Here is a 14765-nt window from a genome sequence, read left to right on the forward strand (position 1 = left end):
GCGTTGCGCGACGCCCGCACGCTGCTGGCCCAGGCCGCGGAAGGCCAGTGGTCGCTGCTGGACTACCTGCCCGCGATCGAGGCGGAGATCGACTGCTTCCGCGGCGAGCACGCGCGCGCCCTGGCCGGCGCCGACCAGGCCATCGCCCGCGCGCAGGCCGTGGGCGGCTTCTTCGCCGAAGCGATCGCGTGGCGCGCCAAGGCAGTGGCCGCGGTCCGCTCGGGCGCCGCCCCGGATGCGGCCCAGGCGATCTTCGACCGGGCGCTGCGCCTGCACGAGCAAGGCGGCGCCCGGGCGGAACAGGCCTACTCCACCCTCACCTGGGCCCATGCGCTGGACCAGGCCGGCCACGCCGAGCGGGCCCGGCTGGCCGCACGGGCCGCCCGCGACCTCGCGCGCGCGCACGGCTTCGCGCTGAGCCGCTGCGAATACGGGGCGTGGGCGATGCTGTGAGCCTCAGGCCCAGGCCTGCAGCACCGCGTCCAGCGGCTCGCCGAAGTGATCGGGGTCCATGCCCTTGGTGGACGCGTCGCCGCCGGTGTCGAGGAAGAACAGCAGGTCGTGCGCCCGCAGCGCCTGGAAGTAGAGCTTGCCGTCGGCCGGCTGCAGGGCCGAGCGGATCGCGTCGCCGATGCGCTTCACGTCGGCAGGCCGGCGGATGCTGTCCTTGTCGAAGCCGACGCGGATCCAGCGCAGGCCTTCGCCCCGGAAGAAGTGCACCGCGATGGGCGGGTCCTGCGCGAGCTGCAGCAGCCGGTCGCGGATGGCCCCGGCGGTACCGGCGGGGAGTTCGAACGGAAGGCCTTTCTCGGGCAGGGGGACGTCCCACGGCACGGGGTCCCACTCATTTATATGAAGCATGGCGTCCTCCTGGCGTCGCGCAGAGAATAGGCGAAGAACATCGGATTGGACAGGAGGAGAGATCGTGAAACCCAACGGAACGAAGAAGCGCGCCCTCGCGCTGGCCGGCGGCGGCCCCGCCGCGGGGCTGCACATCGGCGCCCTGCAGGCCTTCGAGGAGGCCGGCATCCAGTTCGACGTGTTCGCCCTCTCCTGCGTCGGGGCGTGGGTGGGCATCGTCTACAACACCCGTCCCGAGCGCGACGCGCAGGGCCGCGGCCGCGCCGCGCAGACCTACGAGTTCTTCGAGCGCTACTGCTTCCGCGACGACGACTCCTACGCCTGGTTCCCGATGAACCGCGGCTTCGCGCCGGACTTCATCGCCTTCTGGTCGGCGCTGGCCAGCTTCCCCTTCTCGCGCGACAACGACTGGAGCAAACTGGTGCCGTCGTCCACGGAGGCGTGGGCCTCGATGTTCCGCTGGCTGGCGCCCTGGGCCGAGGGGCGCTTCCCCACCCAGCAGGAGATCAACGCCGGCATCCTCAACGACTGGCTGGCCGTGAACCCGGCCACGCGCTACTTCACCTCGCTCGCCTTCAAGTCGCAGATCAACGGCCTGGCCCGCATCTACTACCAGGACAGCCACGTGCTGGAAGAGGCGTTCCAGGGCGACCGGCTGGCCCACGTGGAGCCGGACATCTACCACAACGCCTGGCGCATGCCGCGCGGCGAGGAACCGGGGCGCATGCAGATCTTCCACAACCGCCCCGACCCGGCCAAGCCCGGCCACGGCGAGTACCTGAAGATCACCAAGCAGTCGCTGTGCGCGTGTTCGGCGCTGCCCTTCATCGAGGAAAGCCTGAAGCTGGAGGACGGCTACGAGTACACCGAAGGCGCCCTGGTCGACACGGTCAACTTCGCCAACCTGCTGCGCGATCACAGCGATCTCGACGAGGTGTGGGTCAGCCGCATCGTCGACGACAGCCAGGTGCAGCCGGCGCGCAGCCTCGCCGACTCGCTGGCCAACCTGCCGATGCAGTTCGCGGCCGAAGTGGGCGAGGACGACATCAAGCTCTTTCGCCAGCACCTGCTGAACCAGTCCTTCATGCGGCCGCGGGTGGTGGAGATCCCGCTCAAGCCGCGCACGCAGGTCTGCTTCCACTGGAGCCACGCCAACCTGAAGCAGGGCCGCGACGAAGGCTACGAGGCGGTGCGGCGGCTGCTCGCGTTCGATCCGCAGCTGGCGAGCAATGTGGCGGCGCCGCAGCGGGCGACGGCGAGCGCCTCCGTGGCGACCCTCGCTGCGGCTGCCACGACCAGGGCCAAGGCCCGGGCCAAGGCCACTGCGGCGAAGGCGCAGCCGGCTTCGGCCGGCCCGAAGCCGATCACGACGCGCCCTTCTCCTGTACCAGCAGCCCGAGCGCAGCCCAGTCCAGCTCCCCGCGGCCGCTCTCGCACAACTCGCCCACGAGCTGCGCCGCGATAGGGGCGCCCTGCAGCCTGGCGCCGCCGCTTTGCGCCGTCTCCAGAGCGATGCGCAGGTCCTTGCGCATCAGGCGGGCGCGGAAGCCCGGCACGTAGTCGCCCTCGATCACGCGCTGGCCGTGCCGCTCCAGCACCAGGCTGCGTGCCGTGCTGGCGAGCAGCACCTCGCGCATCACGTTCGGGTCCACGCCCTGCGAGCGGGCCAGCGCGATCGCGTCGGCCACGCCCAGCAGCGCCCCCGCCACCGCCACCTGGTTGCAGGCCTTGACGGTCTGGCCGGCGCCGACCTCGCCCACGTGCGTGATCGACTTGCAGAAGGCGCCCATCACCTCGCGCAGCGCCGCCACGGCCTCGCCCGGGCCGCCGACCATGCAGGCCAGGGTGCCGGTCTCGGCGCCCTGCTGGCCGCCGCTGATCGGCGCGTCGAGGAAGGTGATCCCCTGCGGGGCCAGGCGCTGCGCGAAGGCGCGCGCCGAGGTCGCGGCAATGGTGCTGGTGTCCACCACCACGCTGCCCGGCGCCAGGCCCTGCGCCAGCCCCGCCTCGCCGAACAGCACCTGTTCCACCGCGGCGTCGTCCGACAGGCACAGGAACACGAGCCGGCACGCCCGCGCCAGCGCCGCCGGCGAATCGGCCCGCTGCGCACCGGCCTCGACCAGCTGGCGCGCGGCGTCGTCGCGGCGCGCGAACACCTGCAGCGCCCGGCCTTGGCGCAGCAGGCAGTGCGCCATGCCGCGGCCCATCACGCCCAAGCCGATGAAGCCGACCGGCTGCTCCCTGCGGATCTCGATCATTTCGCCTTGTCCTTCTCTCGTTGCGGGCCCGATCATGCCGCAGCCGGCCGCCTGGGCCGGGAACGAAACTGGAGGGATGCAGATCGACAGGGTCGACGTGCTGCGCACTACACCGCCAACAGGTGCTTCCGGCTCGCGCCCCGCACCGCCGTCACCGGCAACGCAGTGTCGAAGGAGGCGATCACGCCGCCCCGGCGGACCGCCAACGCAAGGAGGTAGGCGTCCGTGACCTGCCGATGACCGTGCAGCCGGCTGAAGTCCACGAGCGTTTCGTCCAGCAGGGAGACGTCGTCGGACCAGAACTCGTGATCCACGCCCTCGGCGAGCGACCGCAGCCCCTGCGCGATCTGCTCCGGGGAGGCGCGAAGCGTCGCCGAGTACGCAGGCGCGCTCATGATGCGGATCACGCCGTTCTCCACGATCGGGCAGGTGGCGATCTGGCGCGGAGCCGCATCGAGCCACTCGTTGGCCCGCCGCGCAAAGACGTGCGCATCGTCGAGCAGCGCGATCAGGACGTTGACATCGAGCAGCACGCGCGGCGCGGCGGACAAGTTCAGACCCCTTCGGCGTCCTGCAACCCGCGGACGTGCTCGAGCGTGACAACCTCGTCGCGCTGCGGCAGCACGGCAAAGCGGCCATGGCGCCTGGCAGGCGTGCTGCGCCCGCCAGGCTGCGCGGGCTGCCTCAGCGATTCGCGCGCGAGCGCCGAGATCACGGCCCCCAGCGACTTGCGCTCGCGTGCCGCATGCTCCTTCGCTGCCAGCAACACGTCGTCGTCGATGTCGAGGGTGGTGCGCATGGGTGAAGAATTGATGTCATCGCATCATAGCATCAAGCAGGGCGCTGGGCAACGGCGGCTCTGCCGAGCCGCGCTCAGCGCCCGGACAAGGCCGCGATCGAGCCGCCGGACTGCTCCAGGCGCTGGCGGGCGGCGGCGGCGTCGAGGCCCAGGCGCGACATCACGATCGCGGTCTTGACGTGGCCGCCCGCGGCATCGAGCAGGCGCTCCGCCTCCTCGCGGGCGACACCCAGGGTCTCCATCAGGATGCGCTCGCCGCGGTCCTGCAGCTTCTGGCAGGTGACCTGCAGGTCCACCATCAGGTTGCCGTAGACCTTGCCGGTCTTCACCATGGAGGCGGTGCTGATCATGTTCAGCACCATCTTGGTCGCGGTGCCGGCCTTCATGCGCGTCGAGCCGGTGACCACCTCCGGGCCCACCAGCGGCGCGATCACCACGTCGTGCGCCTGCAGCAGTTCCTCGGAGGGATAGGTGCACAGGAGGAAGCCGGTGCGGGCGCCGCGCTCGCGGGCGCGCTTGAGCGCCCCATGCACGAACGGCGTGGTGCCGGAGGCGGCGATGCCGAGCACGAAGTCGCGCCCGTCCACGGCGCGGTCGTCCATGGCCTGGGCGCCGTCCTCGGGGATGTCCTCGGCGCCTTCCTGCGCGCGCAGCAGCGCCTCGTAGCCGCCGGCCATCACGCCCTGCACCAGTTCCGGCTCGGTGCGGTAGGTGGGCGGCATCTCGGAGGCGTCGAGCACGCCCAGCCGCCCGGACGTCCCGGCGCCGACATAGATCAGCCGCCCGCCGCGGCCGAAGCTCTCGACCACCAGGTCGATGGCGCGCGCGATGCGCTCGCGTTCGTCGCTCACGGCCGCGGCGACGAGCCGGTCCTCCGCGTTGATCAGGTCGACGATCTCGAGCGAGGACATCTGGTCGATGCGCAGGCTGCGCGGGTTGCGCTGCTCGGTCAGCCGCGCATCCAGCGGCGGCTTCGCGCTCGGGTTCGGCTTGCGCGCGGCGTCCATGGTCTTGGGGGCGTCCTCCAGCTTCACGTCAGGCATCTCGATGTCCCATCGTAGAGGTGATGCCATCCTCGCGCCATCGTGGGGTCAAGGCTGTAGGACCCCTGAGCGTATCCATGTGCGCGCCCGGTGGCGGCACAGCTACAGCGCGTCGCGCAGCCGGTAGTACCACATGCCCAGCACCAGGGCCGGCGTGCGCATCAGGGCGCCGCCGGGGAAAGGCAGGTGCCGGATGCGCGCCAGCAGGTCGAAGCGTTCGGCCTGGCCGGCGATGGCTTCGGCCACCATCAGCCCCGCCATCCCGGACAGCGCCAGCCCGTGGCCCGAGAAGCCCTGCACGAAATAGATGTTGGCGCCGAGCCGGCCGAAGTGCGGCGCCATGTTCATCGTGATGTCGACGAAGCCGCCCCAGGCGTGCTCCACCTCCAGGTCGGCGAGCTGCGGGAACACGCCGGTCATGCTGCGGCGGATGTGGCCGATGAGGTTGCGCGGCGTGGTGGCGCTGTAGCTGTCGCCGCCGCCGAACAGCAGCCGGTCGTCCGCGCTGAGGCGGAAGTAGTCGAGGATGAAGTTGGTGTCGGAGGCGGCGCAGCGGCTCGGGATCAGGGCCGCCGCGCGTTGCGCCGCCATGCGCTCGGTGGCCACCATGTACGTGCCCACCGGCATGATGCGCGAACTCACCTCCGGGGCGATGGCGTCGCCGTACTCGCCGAGGTAGACGTTGCCCGCCAGCACCACGAACTCGCAGGTGCATTCGCCCTGGGCCGTGCGCACCACCGGCCGGCGCCCGCGCTCCACCAGGAACACCGGCGAGTTCTCGAACACGCGCACGCCGGCCACGCTGGCCGCGCCCGCCAGCCCCAGGCAGTACTTGAGCGGATGCAGGTGGCCCGAGCCGGCGTCGTACACGGCCGAATGGAAACGCGGGCTGTCGACCCACTGCCGCATCGCACGGGTGTCCACCCACTGCAGCGGATAGTCGTAGCGGGACTGCACGTGTTCCATCCAGCGCCGCAGCTCCTGCGCCTTGCGCGGCCGGGTCGCGAGGCTGAGGTAGCCGGGCTGCCACTCGCAAGCGATGCCGAAGCGCGCGATGCGCTGCTGCAGCAAGCGCATCGCATCGACCGTGATGTCCCAGGCGCGGCAGGCTTCGTCGGCGCCGAACTGGCGCTCGATCGCCTCCTCGCCGTCGCTGCCGAAGCCGACGATCACCTGGCCGCCGTTGCGCCCCGAAGCGCCCCAGCCGAGGCGCTGCGCCTCCAGCAGCACCACGGCGTAGCCGCGCTGGGCCAGCTCCAGCGCCGCCGACAGGCCGGCGTAGCCGCCGCCGACCACGCACACGTCCGCCTGCAGGCGCTGCGCCAGCGCGGGCTGCGCCGGCGGCCGCGTCACGGTGGCCTCGTAGTAGGAGTTCTCGACGACGCCGAGCTCCTTCTTCAGCAGGATGGGCACGGCAGGGCCGCGTCAGCCGACGCGGAAATTGAGGAACTGCCAGGGATCGTCCGGGTCCTTGGGCTCGGGGAACAGGCGGGTGCGGCCGGCCAGGGGCGTCCAGTCGCCCCAGACGCCCACCAGCTCGCCGAGGTAGGGGCGCGCGGCTTCCATCATGGCCTCGTGGTCCATCTCGTCGGGCTCCACCACGCCGGCCTCCGGGTGGCGCAGGGCCCAGGCGATCGCCCCCAGCAGGCCCGCCACCACCTGCAGCGAGGTGGCGTTGTTGTACGGCGCGAGCGCGCGGGCCTGCCCGATGGCCAGGCGCGAGCCATACCAGTAGACCCCGCGCGGGTTGCCCATGAGGAGCACGCCCAGTTCGTCCATGCCTTCCACGATGTCGTCGCGCAGGATGCGGCGGCGCGGCTGCAGCCTCCAGTTGCGCCCGGCCAGTTCGTGCAGCGAGGCGACGGTGTCGTCGCTCGGGTGGTAGGCGTAGTGCACCGTGGGGCGGTAGACCACGGCGCCGCCCTCGCGCAGCGTCAGGTAGTCGGGGATGGAGATCGATTCGCCATGCGTCACCAGGAAGGCCTGGTAGGGGCCCTGCAGCGGCGTCCAGCTGCGCACGCGGGTGGCGATGCCGGGCCGGTTCAGCATGATGGCGGCGTCGCAGCCGTAGCCGTGGCGCAGCGCGTCGGCAGGCCAGTGCCGCTCGTGCGTGCCCCAGCCCAGCTCGGAGGGCTGCAGGCCCTCGTCGACGAAGCCGTCGACCGACCAGGTGTTGACGAACTCGCCGCGCTGCTTGCGCGGCGCCGCCACCTGGGTGTCGCGTTCGGCGATGTGGATCACCTTCACTTCCAGCCGGCGGGCCAGCGCCGCCCACTGCTCGCGCGTGGAGGGCGGCTGCACGTCCAGCCGCAGGTCGGAGGCCATCTTCAGCAGCGCCACCTTGACGAAGCAGGAGACCAGGCCCGGATTCGCGCCCTGCGTGATGCAGGCGGTGGGCGCGCGCGGATGGTCGCGGCGGAAGGCCAGCATTTCCTCGCGCAGCGCGTAGTTGGAGCGCTGGGTCGGCGGCAGGTCGGCATCGACGTAGCGACCGGCCCAGGGCTCGCAGCAGGCATCGAGGTACAGCACGCCGCGCGGCTGGCAGAAGCGCACCAGCGCCAGGCTGGAGACGTCCACCGAGACGTTCAGCAGGAAATCGCCCGGCCCGAGCAGCGGCGCCAGCACCGCTTCGTAATTCTTTTCGGTGAGCGCCTGCACCTGCAGCGGCACGCCGAGCGAGCGCGCGACCTCGGCGCCGTCGTCGCTCGCCGTGACGATGCGCACCTGCGCCGGCCGGATGCCGAAGCTGTCGAACAACAGCGGCAACAAGCCCTGGCCGATGCTGCCGAAACCCAGCACCACCACCCGACCCGTGAACGATCCCAGCCTGCGCGAAAGACCCATGCGGCGGCTCCTGCCCTGACGCGCGAGCGTACCTCAAGGTGCCGGCGCGCGGGTCCGGGGCAGCCCGCTGGCGTGGCCGGTGCCTTGGCCCGCTAGCGCACCGCCGCCCACAGCAGCGTGAGGCCGGAGCACAGCATCAGGGCGTCGACCAGGGTGCGGTAGGCGCCGGGCGTGAGCGCCAGCACGATCGCGCGGCCGATGAAGGAGCCGGCCATCAGCGAGCAGCCGACGATCAGGCCGTCGAGCGCCACCGAGGGCGGCAGCGCGCCCAGGGCCTGGAAGGCCGCCACCTTGGAGCCGTACATGCCGATCGAGGCGGCCGCCTCCGTGCCGAGCAGCCAGCCGCGCTCCAGGCCGTAGAAGGTGAAGAGCGGCACGGTGAGCGGTCCGGTGGACACGACCAGGCCGGTCAGGACGCCCAGCGGCGCGCCGAGCAGCGCCAGGTGCAGTCTCGTCAGCCGGAAGGAGCGCAGCGCGAGCCAGCGCCGCAGCGGGATCAGCGAGAGGAAGAACACGCCCAGCGCCAGTTCCGCGACGCCGGGCGGGATGGACAGCAGCAGGCGCGCGCCCAGCACCGCGCCCGGCACGGCGGTGGCGCAGTAGGCGAAGCAGGCGGGCCAGTCGATCTCGCGCCGCCAGGCGATCACGCGGCCGGCGTTGCCCATGATGGCCGCGATGGCCATGATCGGCACCGCCTGGCGCGGGCCGAACAGGATCACGAGCACGGGCATGAGCACGATCGAGGAGCCCGTGCCGATCACGCCCCCGAGCGTCCCCGCGCCCAGCCCCACGACGAGGACGAAGAGGTATTCCACCGCGGCGCATTCTGCGGTCCGGCTGGCGGGGCCGCAAGCCGCGGCTTCAGCCCACGGCCATGAAGCGGGCGTAGTCGGCCGCCGTGATCGACCAGGCCTGCGCGAAGCCGCCCACCACGCGCAGCGCCCGCGGCTCGATCACGAAGAGCGAGAAGTCGGCGAAGCCGAACATCTCCTGGCTGTTGGGAAAGCGCGAAAGATAGGCCTCGCGCGCCGCCGCGTACAGCGGCGCCTCCGGCCCGCAGGCCACCGCCTGGCCCTGGACCGTGACGCGGGGCAAGGCCTGCGGCGGGACCTCGGGCGTGCGTTCCTCCGTCACCAGCAGGCTCACGCCCGGATGCAGCTCCATGTCGCGGGTGTGGGTGGCGAGCCGGCTCACGTGGATGACGAAGGCCCCCCCGGGCGCCAACGCGTAGGGCACCATCGAAACGTAGGGTTCGCCCTTGTGCAGCGTGCCGAGCGCGGCCACCTCCTGCCGCTCCAGCAGCTGCCGCATCGCCTGTGCCTGCATCGCATCCATGCCTGTGCTCCCGGCGCCGCAGATTACCCGAGGACGGGCGGCCGCGAATGATCTTGCGCAAGCGCGGCGCCGCTTTTTGATTGATGAGCGCAGGGCGGTCCAGTAGACTGCAACATGTGATTACAGGCCGGACTTCCGGCGGCCCCCTGCCGCCCAGGCGCAGCGGAGCCGCGCCATGAGACGCTCCCTGCTCCAGGCCTGGCGCGGCGCGGGCGACGGCCGCACCTTCCAGCTCACCCGCTATTTCACTGCCACCAGCCTGCTCGCCTTCGTCGTGCTGGCGATCGTGCTGTACCTGCTGGAGCTGGGCGAACAGCGCTTCTTCGCCTCGGCCCAGCGCGAGAACGGCGCCTTCCTCGCGACCGTGCAGGCCCAGTTGCTGCAGGAACACAAGGAAGCCGGCCGCACCAACCTGGTGGCCGTCCACGAAGCCGGCCACGTGACCCTGGCCCACGTGTTCGCCAACGCCGTGTGGAACTCGCACTTCGCGCCGCTGGTCGCGGCCGCCCAGGCGGTGCCGGTCGAGCGCTGCCGGGCCCCGGCGCTGGAAGCGCAGGGCGGCACGCCGGCGGCCCTGCAGGCATGCGTGGCCGAACTGCGGCGGCAGGTGACCGCCCTGCCCGGCTTCTCCGACGTCGACGCGCCGGTGCGCGCCCTGATGCGGCGCACCAACGTCTTCAAGATCAAGGTCTACGACCTGCGCGGGCTCACCGTGTACTCCTCCGAACTGGCCCAGGTGGGCGAGGACAAGTCGGAGAACCGCGGCTGGCGTTCGGCCGTCGCGGGCCGCCCGGCCAGCGAGCTGGTGCACCGCAACCGCTTCAGCGCCTTCGAGGGCCAGGTCGAGGACCGCGACCTGATCCAGAGCTACGTGCCGGTGCAGATGGCCCGCGGCGGCATCCAGGGCGTGTTCGAGATCTATTCGGACGTCACGCCGCTGCTGCAGCAGCTCGATGCCGCGACGGCGCGGCTGGCGGACGTGACCACGCGCAACCAGGAGCGCGTGCAGCAGGCCGCCGAGCGCAACCAGGGCACGATGGTGCGGGCCTCGAACCGGCTGCTGGCCGTGAGCGCCGTGGTGCTGGTGCTGGTGTACCTCGCGCTGCTCTATCTCGTGCGCAACGGGCAGCGCATCATCGACGCGGAGGCCCGCTCGCGCGAGCAGCTGGCGCTGCGCGAGCAGGAGTGGCACCGCGACAAGATGGCCACCATGGCCACCATGGCCGCCAACATCTCGCACGAGGTGGGCAATCCGCTGGCCATCATCTCCGGCCTGGCGCAGGAGATCGAGCTCTGGCGCAGCCCGGCCGACTTCCAGCCCGAGATGCCGAAGATGATCGTCGACCAGACGGCGCGCATCTCGCAGATGACGCGCCGCATCAGCGACTTCGCCAACGCGGGCAGCGACGCACCCGAGGTGCTGGACATCAACCAGCTGGTGCGCTCGGTCTGCGAGTTCCTGCGCTTCGACCGCCGCTTCCGCGGCACGCCCATCGAGCTGCGCCCCGGCCAGGGCCTGCTGGCCTGCGAGGCGATCCCCGATCACCTGACCGAGGTGCTGATGGGGCTGCTGAATGCGCTGGAGGAGAACGTCGACCGCTGCGGCGGCGCCGGCGGCACGCGCATCGTGGCGAGCACCGCGGCCGCCGAGGGGCAGGTGCGGATCCACCTCGCTTGCGAGCGCGGCCAGGAGCACGTGGAGTGCCGGGTGCCGCCGGAGGATGCGCGGGTGGCCTCGGCGCGGCGGCGTCTCGAGCCGCTGGGCGGCAGCCTCGAAGTCTCGCCCGGCGGCCTGGAGATCCGCCTGCCGGCCTGGTCGCCGCCAGAGAACTGAGGATCTACAGTCCGCACCACTCCGCGATGCGGTGCGCGAGGTCCATCCACAGCGCCCACAGCGCCGTGGCCGCGAGCAGGCCGCCGGCGATCCGCGTGCCCCAGTCCTTGCGCAGGCGGTTGCCCAGCTCCTGCAGCTTGCGGAAGGCCGAAGGCGCGAGGCCCAGCGCGATGCCGCTGCCGAGGGCGAACAGCGCCATGCTGAGCGCGCCTTCCAGCGGCCCGCCCGAGAGCGAGGCCACCAGCAGCGCCGAATAGAGCAGCCCGCAGGGCATGAAGGTCCACAGCGCGCCGGTCACCACCAGGCCGCCGGGGCGCTGCGCCCACGGCCGCACCTTCTGCCAGACGCTGCGGCCGGCGCTTTCCACCCACTGCGGCTGGCGCGCCTGCGCGAGCAGCATCAGGCCCCAGGCGAGCACGGCGAGATGGAACAGCGTCCAGGCGGGCCGCAATGCGGCGGTGTGGGAGGACAGCCAGGCGAAGCTCTGGACGGCCAGGCCGGCGGCGGCGCCCGCCAGGCTGTAGCCGAGGAGGCGGCCACCCTGGAAGGTCCACATCCCGCGCACCGGCGGCGCGCCGACGCCGCGGATCACGCCGCCGCAGGCAGCGCCGCACATCGCGAGGCAGTGGGGCCCTCCCACCAGCCCCATCAAGAGGGTGGTGCCGGCGAGACCCCAATTCATCAAATGATCCGCGAGAACTTGGTCCGGTTGCGGTCCGCCTGCAGGTACTTGTCGAACTGCATCGCCACGCCGCGCACGAAGAACCAGCCTTGCGCCGTGACCTGGATGCCTTCGTCGTCGATGACGACCATGCCCTGCTTCTCCAGCTCGCGCATCTGCTCCATCTCGGGGGCGAAGTAGCTCTTGAAATCGAGCAGCCAGGCCAGCTCGATCGACTCGAACACCACCTGGCCCTGGCACATCAGGGCCATGATCACGGCGCGCCGGGTGAGGTCGTCGCGCGAGAGGGCGAGACCGCGCACCACCGGCAGCCTGCCCTGGTCCAGCGCGTCGCAGTACTCGTCCATGGTCTTGGCGTTCTGGCTGTAGGTGGCGCCCACCTTGCCGATCGCCGAGACGCCCAGGCCGATCAGGTCGCAGTCGGCCTGCGTGCTGTAGCCCTGGAAGTTGCGGTGCAGCCGGCCCTGGCGCTTGGCCACCGCCAGCGCGTCGTCGGGCAGCGCGAAGTGGTCCATGCCGATGTAGACGTAGCCCGAGCTGATGAAGGCGGCCAGCGCCTGCGACAGCATGGACACCTTGTTGGCCGCGCCCGGCAGCTCGTTGGCGATGATGCGGCGCTGCGGCTTGAAGCGCTCCGGCAGGTGGGCGTAGGCGTACAGGGCGATGCGGTCCGGCCGCAGCGTGGAGACCTGCTGCAGCGTGCGGGTGAACGACTCCGGCGTCTGGCGCGGCAGGCCGTAGATCAGGTCTACGTTGACCGAGTCGAAGCCGATGCGGCGGGCGTCCTCCATCAGGGCGGCGACCTGCTCGTAGGGCTGCACGCGGTGCACGGCCTTCTGCACGTCGGGATCGAAATCCTGCACGCCGTAGCTGATGCGGTTGAAGCCGATGTCGTGCAGGAACTGCAGCCGCTCGGTGGTGACGGTGCGCGGGTCGATCTCGATCGAGCTCTCGGCGCCGGGGGCGATGGCGAAATTGCGCCGCAGCATCCCCATCAGCTGGCGCAGTTCGTCATCGCTCAGGAACGTGGGCGTGCCGCCGCCCAGGTGCAGCTGGGTCACGGGCTGGCCGGTGCCGATCACTTCCGTATGCAGCTCGACCTCGCGGGCCAGGTAGCGCAGGTAGGGGCCCGACCGCTCGTGGTGCTTGGTGATGATCTTGTTGCAGGCGCAGTAGTAGCACAGCGACTCGCAGAACGGGATGTGCACGTACAGGGACAGCGGCATCGCCATGGCGGCCGGGCCCTCGCGCCGCTGGGCCAGGGCCTGGACGTAGTCGGACGGTCCGAAGGCCTCGACGAAGCGGTCTGCCGTCGGGTACGACGTGTAGCGCGGGCCGGGAACGTCGTACTTGCGCAGCAGATCGGGGGAAATGGTGGTGCTCATGGTGCGTCTTCTCTGGCGGCAATCGTGCTCTGGGCCACCCCGGTGCCAGTTGATCTGAGTCAACCGGGGGGAAAACCTCGCCCTGACAATTTACCCCACGTTAAAGCAGATCCAAAGGCGCCTGACCGTGCCCATCCTCATGTCCCCTGTTGCCAAAGACGACGCGCTGAAGCTGAGCCCCTCCGCCATCAAGGTGGCGTGCTCGAACTGCAACCTGCGCGAACTGTGCATGCCGATCGGCCTGAGCGACGAGGACCTGGCGCGCCTCGACGAGGTCATCACCTCGCGGCGCAAGGTGCGGCGCAAGACGGCCCTGTTCCGCAACGGCGAGAAGTTCCACGCGCTGTACGCGATCCGCACCGGCGTGTTCAAGACCTGCGTGACCGCGGAGGACGGCCGCGACCAGGTGACGGGCTTCCAGATGGCCGGCGAGATCGTCGGCCTCGATGGCATCGTCAACGACCACCACACCTGCGACGCGGTGGCGCTGGAGGACGCGGAGGTCTGCGTGCTGCCTTTCGACCGCATCGGCGAGCTCTCGCGCGAAGTGGGCGCGCTGCAGCACCACCTGCACCGCGTGATGAGCCGCGAGATCGTGCGCGAGCACGGCGTGATGCTCCTGCTCGGCACCATGCGCGCCGAGGAGCGCCTGGCGGCCTTCCTGCTGAACCTGGTGCAGCGGCTGCAGGCCCGCGGCTTCTCGCGCAGCGAGCTGGTGCTGCGCATGACCCGGCAGGAGATCGGCAGCTACCTCGGGCTGAAGCTGGAGACCGTGAGCCGCACCTTCTCGCGCTTCGCCGAGGAGCAGATGATCGAGGTGCACCAGCGCCACGTGCGCATCGTCGACGTCGACCGCCTGCGCGGCCTGCTGGCCCAGCCCGGCACGGGCTTCTGAAGCTTCCTGCGCGGATTGCGCCGGTTCGCCGACCCGGTCGCTGGCATTCCGCCGATCCGGCCGCGCGCTGCGGCCCCGCATGCTCTCCCGGCCGGATGCCCGGCGCCAAGGAGAACCCCCCGATGCATGCAAGAGCGCTGCGCTGCCTCGTCACGACCGCCGCCGCCTTCGCCTTCTGGAACGCCCATGCCGAAATGGCTCCGGAGGCCCGCTGCGAAGTCCCCGCGCCACAAGGCAGCGTGCTGGCCGACCGGGCCGGGCTGCTGGCGCAGTACGAGCGCCTGCCGCAGGGCTGCCTGCAGGAGATGTTCCGCGCCTGCTCGCAGGCTTCGCGCCGCAGCCTGATGGACCTGGGCAGCGCCGCCGTCTGCTCGCTGGGCTACGAGGCCTTGCTGCGCCAGCAGTTCGACGGCAACTTCCCGGCCCTGCTGGCGTGGTGGCGCACGCAGCAGGAGGAGACGGCGATCCGGTAGAGGCGCCGCCCCTCTGCTGTAGGAACCAGCGGACCCGCGTTGTCGCGTTCGGCGCCTGTCGGGCCTGCGGGTGCGACCCAAGATGGGGAGTATCGACATTCCATCGGAGGTATCCGCATGAACAAGCAGCAGATCAAGGGCACGACCAACCGCGTCACGGGCGAGATCAAGCAGCAGGTCGGCCGCATGACCGGCGACAGCAGCACCACCGCGCGCGGCCAGGCCCGCGAGATCAAGGGCCGGGTGCAGCAGGGCATCGGCAACGCGCGCGACGACGCGCGCAAGGATCGGGAGCTGGAGCGCGACATCGAGCGCGACCGGATGAACCGGCGCTGAGGTCGCGGACAGGAGTGAGC

Annotated in this window: 17 protein-coding genes; 6 read left to right on the top strand and 11 right to left on the bottom strand. The window is 71.1% G+C overall.

The features are described 5' to 3' along the window. A partial coding sequence (locus VFM98_RS23335) for a hypothetical protein (protein ID WP_325112287.1) occupies positions 1–453 on the top strand: 453 nt, incomplete at its 5' end. A gap of 3 nt (positions 454–456) precedes the next feature. Here VFM98_RS23335 and VFM98_RS23340 read toward each other — a convergent pair. Beyond that, a complete protein-coding gene (locus VFM98_RS23340) occupies positions 457–861 on the bottom strand; it encodes a hypothetical protein (protein WP_325112288.1) in 405 nt (134 codons plus the stop codon). Between the two features lie 64 nt (positions 862–925). Here VFM98_RS23340 and VFM98_RS23345 point away from each other — a divergent pair, with 64 nt between their 5' ends. Next, positions 926–2326, top strand: a complete 1401-nt coding sequence (locus VFM98_RS23345) for a patatin-like phospholipase family protein (RefSeq protein ID WP_325112289.1) — start codon at positions 926–928, stop codon at positions 2324–2326. Here the strand turns inward: VFM98_RS23345 and VFM98_RS23350 are convergent. The 8 genes from VFM98_RS23350 to VFM98_RS23385 all read right to left on the bottom strand — a co-directional run bounded on the left by VFM98_RS23350 (position 2226) and on the right by VFM98_RS23385 (position 9140). Then, positions 2226–3119, bottom strand: coding sequence for an NAD(P)-dependent oxidoreductase (locus VFM98_RS23350; RefSeq protein ID WP_325112290.1), 894 nt, complete (start codon positions 3117–3119; stop codon positions 2226–2228). The genes VFM98_RS23345 and VFM98_RS23350 overlap by 101 nt on opposite strands. A gap of 107 nt (positions 3120–3226) precedes the next feature. Continuing rightward, complete coding sequence (locus VFM98_RS23355; protein ID WP_325112291.1) at positions 3227–3670, bottom strand: TA system VapC family ribonuclease toxin; 444 nt, start codon at positions 3668–3670, stop codon at positions 3227–3229. 2 nt (positions 3671–3672) lie between these two features. Beyond that, positions 3673–3918: a CopG family transcriptional regulator gene (locus VFM98_RS23360; RefSeq protein WP_325112292.1), complete on the bottom strand. Its 246-nt coding sequence runs from the start codon at positions 3916–3918 to the stop codon at positions 3673–3675. A 74-nt stretch (positions 3919–3992) separates the two neighbouring features. Then, positions 3993–4961, bottom strand: coding sequence for an N-acetylmuramic acid 6-phosphate etherase (gene murQ, locus VFM98_RS23365; RefSeq protein ID WP_325112293.1), 969 nt, complete (start codon positions 4959–4961; stop codon positions 3993–3995). A 102-nt stretch (positions 4962–5063) separates the two neighbouring features. After that, positions 5064–6374: an FAD-binding oxidoreductase gene (locus VFM98_RS23370; RefSeq protein WP_325112294.1), complete on the bottom strand. Its 1311-nt coding sequence runs from the start codon at positions 6372–6374 to the stop codon at positions 5064–5066. A 12-nt stretch (positions 6375–6386) separates the two neighbouring features. After that, complete coding sequence (locus VFM98_RS23375; protein ID WP_325112295.1) at positions 6387–7805, bottom strand: homospermidine synthase; 1419 nt, start codon at positions 7803–7805, stop codon at positions 6387–6389. A 92-nt stretch (positions 7806–7897) separates the two neighbouring features. Then, positions 7898–8620 (bottom strand): sulfite exporter TauE/SafE family protein, encoded by a 723-nt coding sequence (locus tag VFM98_RS23380; RefSeq protein ID WP_325112296.1) that lies wholly within the window; start codon positions 8618–8620, stop codon positions 7898–7900. Positions 8621–8666: 46 nt separating this feature from the next. Then, positions 8667–9140 (bottom strand): HugZ family protein, encoded by a 474-nt coding sequence (locus VFM98_RS23385; RefSeq protein ID WP_325112297.1) that lies wholly within the window; start codon positions 9138–9140, stop codon positions 8667–8669. Positions 9141–9315: 175 nt separating this feature from the next. Here VFM98_RS23385 and VFM98_RS23390 point away from each other — a divergent pair, with 175 nt between their 5' ends. Further along, the gene (locus VFM98_RS23390; protein WP_325112298.1) at positions 9316–10974 is read left to right on the top strand and encodes a histidine kinase dimerization/phospho-acceptor domain-containing protein; all 1659 of its coding nucleotides are present in this window, start codon (positions 9316–9318) and stop codon (positions 10972–10974) included. A gap of 4 nt (positions 10975–10978) precedes the next feature. On the opposite strand, the gene VFM98_RS23395 is transcribed toward VFM98_RS23390, so the two are convergent. Both VFM98_RS23395 and hemN read right to left on the bottom strand, forming a co-directional pair. Then, complete coding sequence (locus VFM98_RS23395) at positions 10979–11656, bottom strand: sulfite exporter TauE/SafE family protein (protein WP_325112299.1); 678 nt, start codon at positions 11654–11656, stop codon at positions 10979–10981. After that, positions 11656–13041: an oxygen-independent coproporphyrinogen III oxidase gene (hemN, locus tag VFM98_RS23400; RefSeq protein ID WP_325112300.1), complete on the bottom strand. Its 1386-nt coding sequence runs from the start codon at positions 13039–13041 to the stop codon at positions 11656–11658. Before hemN ends, VFM98_RS23395 begins: the two co-directional genes overlap by 1 nt. A gap of 172 nt (positions 13042–13213) precedes the next feature. On the opposite strand from hemN, the gene fnr reads away from it, so the two are divergent. The 3 genes from fnr to VFM98_RS23415 all read left to right on the top strand — a co-directional run bounded on the left by fnr (position 13214) and on the right by VFM98_RS23415 (position 14745). Then, positions 13214–13936 carry a fumarate/nitrate reduction transcriptional regulator Fnr gene (gene fnr, locus VFM98_RS23405; protein ID WP_325112303.1) on the top strand — a complete coding sequence of 241 codons (723 nt, stop codon included), beginning with the start codon at positions 13214–13216 and terminating at the stop codon, positions 13934–13936. A gap of 122 nt (positions 13937–14058) precedes the next feature. Continuing rightward, positions 14059–14409, top strand: coding sequence for a hypothetical protein (locus VFM98_RS23410; RefSeq protein ID WP_325112301.1), 351 nt, complete (start codon positions 14059–14061; stop codon positions 14407–14409). Between the two features lie 117 nt (positions 14410–14526). Next, entirely contained in the window at positions 14527–14745 is a 219-nt protein-coding gene (locus tag VFM98_RS23415; protein WP_325112302.1) for a CsbD family protein, read from the top strand. Positions 14746–14765 lie beyond the last annotated feature (20 nt).

This window comes from Ramlibacter sp. (assembly GCF_035706265.1).
Classification (GTDB): Bacteria; Pseudomonadota; Gammaproteobacteria; order Burkholderiales; family Burkholderiaceae_C; genus Ramlibacter.

What these genes read in the sequence shown, in the direction of transcription:
- VFM98_RS23350 (WP_325112290.1), bottom strand. Translation starts at nt 3,119, where the DNA reads ATGATCGAGATCCGCAGGGAGCAGCCGGTCGGCTTCATCGGCTTGGGC.
- murQ (WP_325112293.1), bottom strand. Translation starts at nt 4,961, where the DNA reads ATGCCTGACGTGAAGCTGGAGGACGCCCCCAAGACCATGGACGCCGCG.
- hemN (WP_325112300.1), bottom strand. Translation starts at nt 13,041, where the DNA reads ATGAGCACCACCATTTCCCCCGATCTGCTGCGCAAGTACGACGTTCCC.
- VFM98_RS23340 (WP_325112288.1), bottom strand. Translation starts at nt 861, where the DNA reads ATGCTTCATATAAATGAGTGGGACCCCGTGCCGTGGGACGTCCCCCTG.
- VFM98_RS23390 (WP_325112298.1), top strand. Translation starts at nt 9,316, where the DNA reads ATGAGACGCTCCCTGCTCCAGGCCTGGCGCGGCGCGGGCGACGGCCGC.
- VFM98_RS23385 (WP_325112297.1), bottom strand. Translation starts at nt 9,140, where the DNA reads ATGGATGCGATGCAGGCACAGGCGATGCGGCAGCTGCTGGAGCGGCAG.
- VFM98_RS23410 (WP_325112301.1), top strand. Translation starts at nt 14,059, where the DNA reads ATGCATGCAAGAGCGCTGCGCTGCCTCGTCACGACCGCCGCCGCCTTC.
- VFM98_RS23415 (WP_325112302.1), top strand. Translation starts at nt 14,527, where the DNA reads ATGAACAAGCAGCAGATCAAGGGCACGACCAACCGCGTCACGGGCGAG.
- VFM98_RS23360 (WP_325112292.1), bottom strand. Translation starts at nt 3,918, where the DNA reads ATGCGCACCACCCTCGACATCGACGACGACGTGTTGCTGGCAGCGAAG.
- VFM98_RS23395 (WP_325112299.1), bottom strand. Translation starts at nt 11,656, where the DNA reads ATGAATTGGGGTCTCGCCGGCACCACCCTCTTGATGGGGCTGGTGGGA.
- VFM98_RS23375 (WP_325112295.1), bottom strand. Translation starts at nt 7,805, where the DNA reads ATGGGTCTTTCGCGCAGGCTGGGATCGTTCACGGGTCGGGTGGTGGTG.